This is a genomic window from Bacillus sp. SRB_331 (assembly GCF_003264175.1).
GTDB lineage: Bacteria > Bacillota > Bacilli > Bacillales > Bacillaceae_G > Bacillus_A > Bacillus_A mycoides.
On record NZ_NADV01000030.1, the window covers coordinates 186,359 to 194,704 of the forward strand.

Annotated in this window: 6 protein-coding genes; 4 read left to right on the forward strand and 2 right to left on the reverse strand. The window is 34.0% G+C overall.

Annotated elements, in window-relative coordinates; translation table 11 throughout:
- Positions 1 to 11: 11 nt before the first annotated feature.
- Both pepF and B5P42_RS21280 read right to left on the reverse strand, forming a co-directional pair.
- The gene (pepF, locus tag B5P42_RS21275; protein WP_113735138.1) at positions 12 to 1,799 is read right to left on the reverse strand and encodes an oligoendopeptidase F; all 1,788 of its coding nucleotides are present in this window, start codon (positions 1,797 to 1,799) and stop codon (positions 12 to 14) included.
- 118 nt (positions 1,800 to 1,917) lie between these two features.
- Positions 1,918 to 2,709: an arylamine N-acetyltransferase family protein gene (locus B5P42_RS21280; protein ID WP_016120592.1), complete on the reverse strand. Its 792-nt coding sequence runs from the start codon at positions 2,707 to 2,709 to the stop codon at positions 1,918 to 1,920.
- A 216-nt stretch (positions 2,710 to 2,925) separates the two neighbouring features.
- On the opposite strand from B5P42_RS21280, the gene amyS reads away from it, so the two are divergent.
- From amyS to B5P42_RS21300, 4 genes are all read left to right on the forward strand, one after another.
- Positions 2,926 to 4,467: an alpha-amylase gene (gene amyS / locus B5P42_RS21285; RefSeq protein ID WP_016120591.1), complete on the forward strand. Its 1,542-nt coding sequence runs from the start codon at positions 2,926 to 2,928 to the stop codon at positions 4,465 to 4,467.
- Positions 4,468 to 4,998: 531 nt separating this feature from the next.
- Positions 4,999 to 6,900 carry an endonuclease MutS2 gene (locus tag B5P42_RS21290; protein ID WP_016120590.1) on the forward strand — a complete coding sequence of 634 codons (1,902 nt, stop codon included), beginning with the start codon at positions 4,999 to 5,001 and terminating at the stop codon, positions 6,898 to 6,900.
- A 6-nt stretch (positions 6,901 to 6,906) separates the two neighbouring features.
- Complete coding sequence (locus tag B5P42_RS21295; RefSeq protein ID WP_113735139.1) at positions 6,907 to 7,431, forward strand: GNAT family N-acetyltransferase; 525 nt, start codon at positions 6,907 to 6,909, stop codon at positions 7,429 to 7,431.
- Positions 7,432 to 7,591: 160 nt separating this feature from the next.
- On the forward strand, positions 7,592 to 8,302 hold the full coding sequence (locus tag B5P42_RS21300) for a histidine phosphatase family protein (RefSeq protein ID WP_113735140.1): 711 nt from the start codon (positions 7,592 to 7,594) through the stop codon (positions 8,300 to 8,302).
- Positions 8,303 to 8,346 lie beyond the last annotated feature (44 nt).

Consider the following 8,346-nt stretch of genomic DNA (forward strand, 5'->3'; position numbering starts at 1 on the left):
CATGCTTTTTTCTATAATGCTGAAAACTCTTCAACAAGTTGGGTGAATCGATTTAATGCACTTTCAATCGGTTCTGGTGTAGTTAAGTCAACGCCAGCTTTTTTCAGTAGGTTTAATGGATAGTCAGAACTTCCGCCTTTAAGGAATTCAATATAGTTTTTCTGAGCGTTTGGATCACCGCTTAATAATTTATCGGCGATTTGAATGGCAGAAGCGAATCCAGTTGCGTATTTGTATACGTAAAATGGACGGTAGAAATGAGGGATTCTAGACCAGCCATATTTTACTTCTTCGTCAAATACGAGAGAGTCGCCATTATATTCTCTAAATAAGTTTTCGTAAATTTCACTAAAGACTTTGGCATTTAATGGTTTACCTTGTTCGGCCATTTCATGTGTGATTTTTTCAAATTCTGCAAACATGATTTGTGTAAAGAAAGTACCTTTAAAGCTATCGATAAAGTAGTTAATTAAATGATTACGTACGTTCGTTTCTTTTGCTTCTTTTAATAAATAATGAATTAATAACACTTCATTTACTGTAGAAGCGACTTCTGCAACAAAAATGGAATAGTGTGCAGAAATTCTTGGTTGGTATCCGTGTGAGTAATGCGTATGCATACCGTGCCCGCATTCATGAGTAAGGGTGAAAAGGCTATTTAAATCATCATGATGATTTAAAAGAATGAAAGGATGAACACCGTATACACCAAAGTTATAAGCGCCAGAGCGTTTTCCTGGTGTTTCTCTCACGTCTATATAGCGTTTATCTTTAAAGTTTTTTAATGTTTCGATATATTCTTTACCTAAAGGAGCTAGTGACGCGATCATTATATCAAACGCTTCGTCGTATGGAATGTCTTGTTTTACACCTTTTACTAAATCAACACTCAAGTCGTATTGTCGTAGTTCATCTACATTTAATTTTTCTTTTCTAAGTTCATTATACGTATGTAATGATTGAATGTTTTTTTTCGTTGTCTCAATTAAATTTTCATATACTTCTTTCGGAACCATGTCGCCAAATAATGATTTTTCTAAAGCTGATGGATATTTTCGTAGCTTTGAGACAGTAACATTGTTTTTAATAGCTGCGGACAAAGTAGAAGCGATAGAGTTTTTCAACTGAACATATGGCTTGTAATAAGCTTTATAGGCTTCTTCACGTTTCTCACGATTCTCATCTTCTATTAGCTTTGAATACATTCCACGTGTTAAGTTTACTTTTTCTCCATCATCAGTAGTCACTTCACCAAAAATTATATCTGCATTATTTAACATGCCAAATGTATGCTGTGGGGAGGAGAGTGCTTCACCCATTTGTGATAAAATCTCTTCTTGGTCTTTATTCAAAACGTGTTTTTTATAACGGTATAACTCAAATAAGTCTTCTTTATAATAGTGTAAGCCTTCGGTTTTTTCTATGTAAGAATGTAATGTGTTTTCATCTACGCTAAGTAAGAATGGAGAAAAGAAAGATTTAGCCGCACTTACTTTCACATGTAATTGTGATACTTTATCGACAAGGGATTGAGCGTCAGTATCGCGTGTATCAAGATCAGATTGTAATCGTGCATAAGCGAACATTAAAGATATTATGCTAGATATTTCTTCACTCTTTGTTAAATAAGCTAATAAACTATTGCCATCGTGAATATTTCCATTAAACTTGTGTAATTCATTCGTTAATACTTCAATTTTATGAAAATCGCTTTCCCAATCTTCAATTGTATGATAAATATCCGTTAAATCCCATTTTTCTTTATCAGCTACTTGTAGTCGATCTTTAAGTTCAGTCATAATCATTTCCTTTCTAAATATGTAGTTATATTCCTATATAACTATGAAATACAACAAATTGCAAAAAATCCCTGCTGGAAAATAAAAAGCCTTGCCGAGAATGGCGAGGCTTTAAAAGTTATAATGTAATGCCGAACGTTGAATGAAGGAGGTTTGTATATTGCCCTTTTGTAATTGTTTCTTTTGTTTTATTTCTATTTTTCGTTACTGTAAGGCTATCTTTTGTTAATGATGCGTGCCCGTCATGAGTAAGTTTTACAACAAGAGGTACTTTGTTAAATGGTGAACCTTCATGTTCAACAATAATTTTTTGTGCTGCATTTGCTTTCGTTTCATCCACTTCTTCCAAGTAAAATGCATAACCTACTGTCCAATCATCAGTAGAAGATTGATCTAGAAACTCATTGCTTTTACGCATTTCTAAAATATAATTACCTTTTTCAGTCGTTTCTTTACGAATACGATAGTCGCCTGTTACAGAATGAACGATCTCACCTGAGAAAGGAACAGGGGAAAGGGGTAAATATGATCCGAAACCTACTTCAATTAAGTAAAGTTCATTATGATGTTGTAAAACAGTTGCGATATGCCCTGAATCTACAGCCCATATAGAATTTGCAGCGTTATAAACTGTTCCTGAAACGAGATGGACATCGAATTTAGAGTCTTTAAGGAAGTAATACATAGCCGGATTCAATTCATAACAAAGGCCGCCACGGTTGTTTATTAAAATTTTTTCTTTTAGATTTTCTTTTGATATTTCTTTAAAGTTGTTTTCGAGAATATTTAAGTTTTCAAAAGGGACAGTTTGTGCCATTGCGTACATAATGTTAGGTAAATCTTCAAATGAAACTTTGTGTTTTTCTTCTATATTTAATCTTGCGAAAAATTGTTTTTGAAAGTCGGTCATAGAAATCCCTCCGTTATGCCTTTATAGATAAATTGTAAACAATTTTGAATCCGATGTGAATTTTAAACTATAGGGGGTACTTGTGGAATAGTTGAATTCATATTTTGAAAAATAATGTGAGAGATTAAAAGATTGTTACTTTACTAACTGTAGAACGAATATTATAATAACTTTAACAAATTATGCAAACGTTTTCTTGAAGGGGGTGGTGTAAATATGTTGAAAAGGATTACGGTAGTCTGTTTATTGTTTATTTTGCTTTTTCCTAATATATATGAGGGAAATAAGACAGAAGCAGCAACAGTGAACAATGGAACATTAATGCAGTATTTTGAGTGGTACGCTCCGAATGATGGGAATCATTGGAATCGTTTGCGTTCCGATGCTGAAAGTTTAGCTCATAAAGGAATCACATCTGTATGGATACCACCTGCATATAAAGGGACTTCGCAAAATGATGTAGGGTATGGGGCCTATGATTTATATGATTTAGGGGAGTTCAATCAAAAAGGAACGGTGCGGACGAAATATGGGACAAAAGCACAGTTGAAATCTGCAATTGACGCTTTACATAAGCAAAACATCGACGTATACGGTGATGTAGTTATGAATCATAAAGGTGGGGCTGATTATACTGAAACCGTAACAGCTGTTGAGGTAGACCGTAACAATCGAAATATTGAAGTATCAGGTGATTATCAAATTAGTGCATGGACGGGGTTTAATTTTCCAGGGCGCGGAGATGCTTATTCTAATTTCAAATGGAAATGGTATCATTTTGACGGAACGGATTGGGATGAAGGAAGGAAATTAAATCGAATTTATAAATTTAGGGGTGTAGATAAAGCGTGGGATTGGGAAGTGTCTAGCGAAAATGGAAATTATGATTATTTGATGTATGCAGATCTTGATTTTGATCATCCTGATGTTGCGAATGAGATGAAAAATTGGGGAACATGGTATGCGAATGAATTAAATTTAGATGGCTTTCGTTTGGACGCTGTTAAACATATTGATCATGAATATTTACGCGATTGGGTAAATCATGCCAGACAGCAAACGGGGAAAGAAATGTTTACAGTAGCTGAATATTGGCAAAATGATGTTCAGGCTTTAAACAATTATTTAGCGAAAGTCAATTATAATCAATCTGTATTTGATGCACCGCTTCATTACAATTTTCATTATGCTTCAACAGGAAATGGGAATTATGATATGAGAAATATTTTAAATGGAACAGTAATGAAAAATCACCCTGCACTCGCAGTTACTCTCGTTGAGAATCATGATTCTCAGCCTGGGCAGTCATTGGAATCTGTAGTAAGTCCGTGGTTTAAGCCGCTGGCATATGCATTTATTTTAACTCGTGCAGAGGGCTATCCTTCAGTTTTCTATGGTGATTACTATGGGACAAGCGGAAATAGTAGTTATGAAATTCCAGCGTTAAAAGATAAAATTGATCCGATTTTGACGGCACGAAAAAACTTTGCATATGGTACGCAGCGTGATTATTTAGACCATCCAGATGTGATTGGCTGGACAAGAGAAGGCGATGGTGTACATGCTAATTCTGGTTTAGCGACATTACTCTCGGACGGACCAGGAGGATCAAAGTGGATGGATGTTGGAAAGAATAACGCTGGGGAAGTATGGTACGATATTACGGGTAATCAAACAAATACTGTAACAATTAATAAAGATGGATGGGGGCAGTTCCATGTAAATGGAGGCTCAGCTTCAATATATATTCAGCAGTAAATTTGTGATAAAAAGGAAGGGGCAGACTGAAATATAAGTTCGCCTCTTCTTTTTTACATTCTGCATAGTTATTAAAGTATGACACCTTTACTTCTTACAAAACATATAGTATGATGATTTCAATAAATTAGATTTCAATGAACATAAAATATAAATTAATGAGAGGTGCTTTTTGTGAGTGCGGTAGGTACTAAATAGGAAAAATTTAATGAAATAAATCGGATAAGACCAGGGGATTTTTATGTATATCATACCCCTAATTTTGTCATGCATTTATTTCGAAACCTATGAAGATACCTACAATACTTTATAAAGCGTGTAATAAGGGGATTGCCATCTGTTTTTATGGCTTATTTTCTCATATGTTATTACACATGCCTTGTAAATGTAAAAGCTGCGGTATCCCCGCAGCTTTTTTGTATATGTTTTTAATGTATAAACATGATAATTGAATAATGTAGAACTCATTGGAATCTAATGAGTAGGTATCTTCATTGATGATAAAGACCAATCATAGTGAGGAGAAACAAAATGAATACGATGACTTTTGAAAAGTTACAATATAACGAATTAATGGAAATAGTGAAATCTTATTGTGTAAGTGGATTAGGTAAGGAATTATTAAATAAATTAGAGCCGAGTACGAGTATAAAAGTAGTGAGAAATCGCTTAAATGAAACGACAGAAGCACGAGCTATAGTAGATGCAGAAGGGCATGTGCCTTTCTTCGGAATTTCTAATATCGCTAGTACAATTCAAAAATTAGAAAAAGGGATGATTTTAGATCCAGCAGAGTTAGTGAGTGTTTCAGACTTTTTACGTGGATGTAGAAAGATTAAAAAATTTATGTTAGATAAAGAATTTTTTGCACCAGTATTAGCTTCTTATGCGAATTCGATGACTGAATTTAAAAGTATTGAAGAGGAAATTAACTTTTCAATTAAAGGAAATAGCATTGATGCAGCGGCTAGTAAAGAGTTAAAACGAATTCGAAATAACATTGATTCTGTAGACGGAAAAATAAAAGAACGTTTAACGAAGTTTTTAAATAGTAGTGCAAATAAGAAATATATTCAGGAATTCTTTATTAGTAAAAAGGATGATCGCTATACGATTCCGATTAAATCTTCCTATAAAAATCAAGTTGCTGGAAGTATTGTTGAAGCTTCTGCAAAAGGTTCTACTGTATTTATAGAACCGCATACGGTTACAAAGCTAAATGCGGAACTCGCGGGTTTGAAAGCAGAAGAAGCGATGGAAGAATATCAAATTTTAGCGACTTTATCAGGAATGGTATTAGAAAATATTTATCATATAAAAATTAATATGGAATTGATTAGCCAATATGATATGGTATTTGCGAAAGCGAAGTTTAGTAAATCAATTGATGGAATAGAGCCGAAATTAAATGATCATGGCTACATTCATTTAATGAATTGTAAGCATCCGCTTTTAAGTGGAAAAGTAGTACCATTAAACTTTGAAATCGGTCAAGAATACCGTAGTTTAATTATTACTGGGCCGAATGCAGGCGGGAAAACAATTGTGCTAAAAACAATTGGATTGTTAACATTAGCGACAATGTCAGGCCTTCACATCGCTGGAGATAAAGAAACGGAAATTGCTATTTTCGAAAATATATTTGTAGACATTGGTGATAACCAAAGTATCGAAAATGCACTAAGTACATTTTCATCTCATATGAAAAATCTTTCTGAAATTATGAGGATGTCAAATAATAATACGTTACTGTTATTTGACGAAATAGGAAGCGGTACAGAACCGAATGAAGGTGCGGCGCTTGCGATATCTATTTTAGAAGAATTTTACCTTGCGGGATGTATTACAATTGCGAGTACGCATTACGGTGAAATTAAACGCTTTTCAGAAATGCACGATGATTTTATGAACGCAGCAATGCAATTTAATAGTGAAACACTAGAGCCACTTTATAAATTAGTGATCGGTAAATCAGGTGAAAGTAATGCACTTTGGATTGCGAATAAAATGAATGTGAGAGAACATGTACTGCAAAGAGCGAAAGAGTATATGGGAAATAAAGAATACGCTATAGAAAAAGTGAATGAAAGTAAGATTAGAAAACCGAAAATGGTGCAAGAAAAAAGAGAAAATGACTATGAATATAAAATCGGCGACCGTGTGAATTTGTTAGATCATAACGATTTCGGGATTGTATATAAGGAAAAAGATAATTTCTATAATGTCGTTGTATATTATAACGGTGAATTCGTTGAAGTGAATGTGAAACGTATTACTTTAGAGGTAGCGGCGAAAGAATTATACCCAGAAGGATATGATTTAAATACACTATTTGTTGATTATAAAGAAAGAAAAATGCAACACGATATTGAGCGCGGATCGAAAAAAGCGCTTCGTAAAATTGAAAAAGAAATAAGAAAGAATAGAGGATAATATAGAATGGTAACGATTAGACAAGAACAAAAAAATGATTATAGTAAGACAGAAGAAGTTGTAAAACAAGCATTTTTAAATGAAGAATTTAGTGATAAAAAGGAACATGAACTTGTAAAACGTATTAGAGAATGTGACGCGTTTATTCCTGAATTATCAATCGTTGCAGTAGATGAGGAAATAGTCGGGCATATTATGTTATCAAAAATTACGATAGAACAGGATGGAACTTCTGTAGAATCATTAGCGCTCGCACCAGTTTCAGTTGCTAGGGGCCATCAGAAAAAAGGAATTGGCGGAAAACTTATCGTAGCTGCTTTAGAAAAGGCGAAAGAACTTGGATATGGTTCAGTTGTAGTATTAGGGCATCCGGAATACTATCCGAAATTTGATTTTAAGAAAGCAAGTGAGTGGAATATAAAAGCACCATTTGAAGTACCTGATGAAGTGTTTATGGTGATTGAGTTAAGTGAGAACGCTCTGCAAGGTGTAGAAGGAATTGTACAGTATTCGAGTGCTTTTGCTAAGTAGGAGTATCAGTTAAGAAATGTAATCATAAAAGATGCTATCTTTTTGTAGAGATATACAGAAAGATAGCTTTTTTTATTTAGCAAATTCACTTACGTATATTTTGCTCAATGAATAATTAAGGTGGTAAAATTGATATAGTAATGTAAAGGGAGAGAATAGAATGAAGAATCGAGAAACAGATAGCAATGAGAATGTAGTTACGTTATATGTTACAAGACACGGAAAAACAATATTAAATACGAATCATCGCGCGCAAGGTTGGGCAGACTCTCCATTAGTAGAAAAAGGTGTGGAAGTTGCCTCTAATTTAGGAACAGGATTAAAAGATGTTCCTTTTGCGAATGCGTATAGTAGTGATAGCGGCCGAGCGATTGAAACTGCTAATTTAGTATTAAAATATAGTGAGCAATCAAAGTTAAAACTTGAGAAAAGAAAAAAATTGCGAGAATTAAATTTTGGTATTTTTGAAGGTGAAAAACTTGAAAATATGTGGGATGTGGTTGGAAAAGCTGCGGGCGTTGCATCACCAGAAGAACTCATGAAGTTTTCTATTCAAGAAGTGATTAATCTTATTAGAGCAGCAGATCCTACGAAACAGGCGGAAGATTGGGAATTATTTTCTACTCGTATAAAAGAAGAGATTGATAAAATTAGTGAAGAATCTGCTGCAAATGGTGGCGGTAATGTTTTAGTTGTCGTTCATGGGCTCTTGATTACTACCTTAATCGAAATGTTAGACAGTAGCAAAACAAAACTTGGAGTAGAAAATGCAAGTGTAACGAAAGTTGTATATCAAGATGGGGAATATACAGTAGAATCGGTTGGAGATATGAGTTATGTTGCAAAAGGGAAAGAAAGTGTGGAAATATAAAGGTAAGAAAAGGAAGATAGAGAAATAATCTGTACCCTTTGTAA

Bases quoted from the DNA above. Each gene is read 5' to 3' on its own strand.
- amyS (WP_016120591.1), top strand. From the start codon at position 2,926: ATGTTGAAAAGGATTACGGTAGTCTGTTTATTGTTTATTTTGCTTTTT.
- pepF (WP_113735138.1), bottom strand. From the start codon at position 1,799: ATGACTGAACTTAAAGATCGACTACAAGTAGCTGATAAAGAAAAATGG.
- B5P42_RS21300 (WP_113735140.1), top strand. From the start codon at position 7,592: ATGAAGAATCGAGAAACAGATAGCAATGAGAATGTAGTTACGTTATAT.
- B5P42_RS21295 (WP_113735139.1), top strand. From the start codon at position 6,907: ATGGTAACGATTAGACAAGAACAAAAAAATGATTATAGTAAGACAGAA.
- B5P42_RS21280 (WP_016120592.1), bottom strand. From the start codon at position 2,709: ATGACCGACTTTCAAAAACAATTTTTCGCAAGATTAAATATAGAAGAA.
- B5P42_RS21290 (WP_016120590.1), top strand. From the start codon at position 4,999: ATGAATACGATGACTTTTGAAAAGTTACAATATAACGAATTAATGGAA.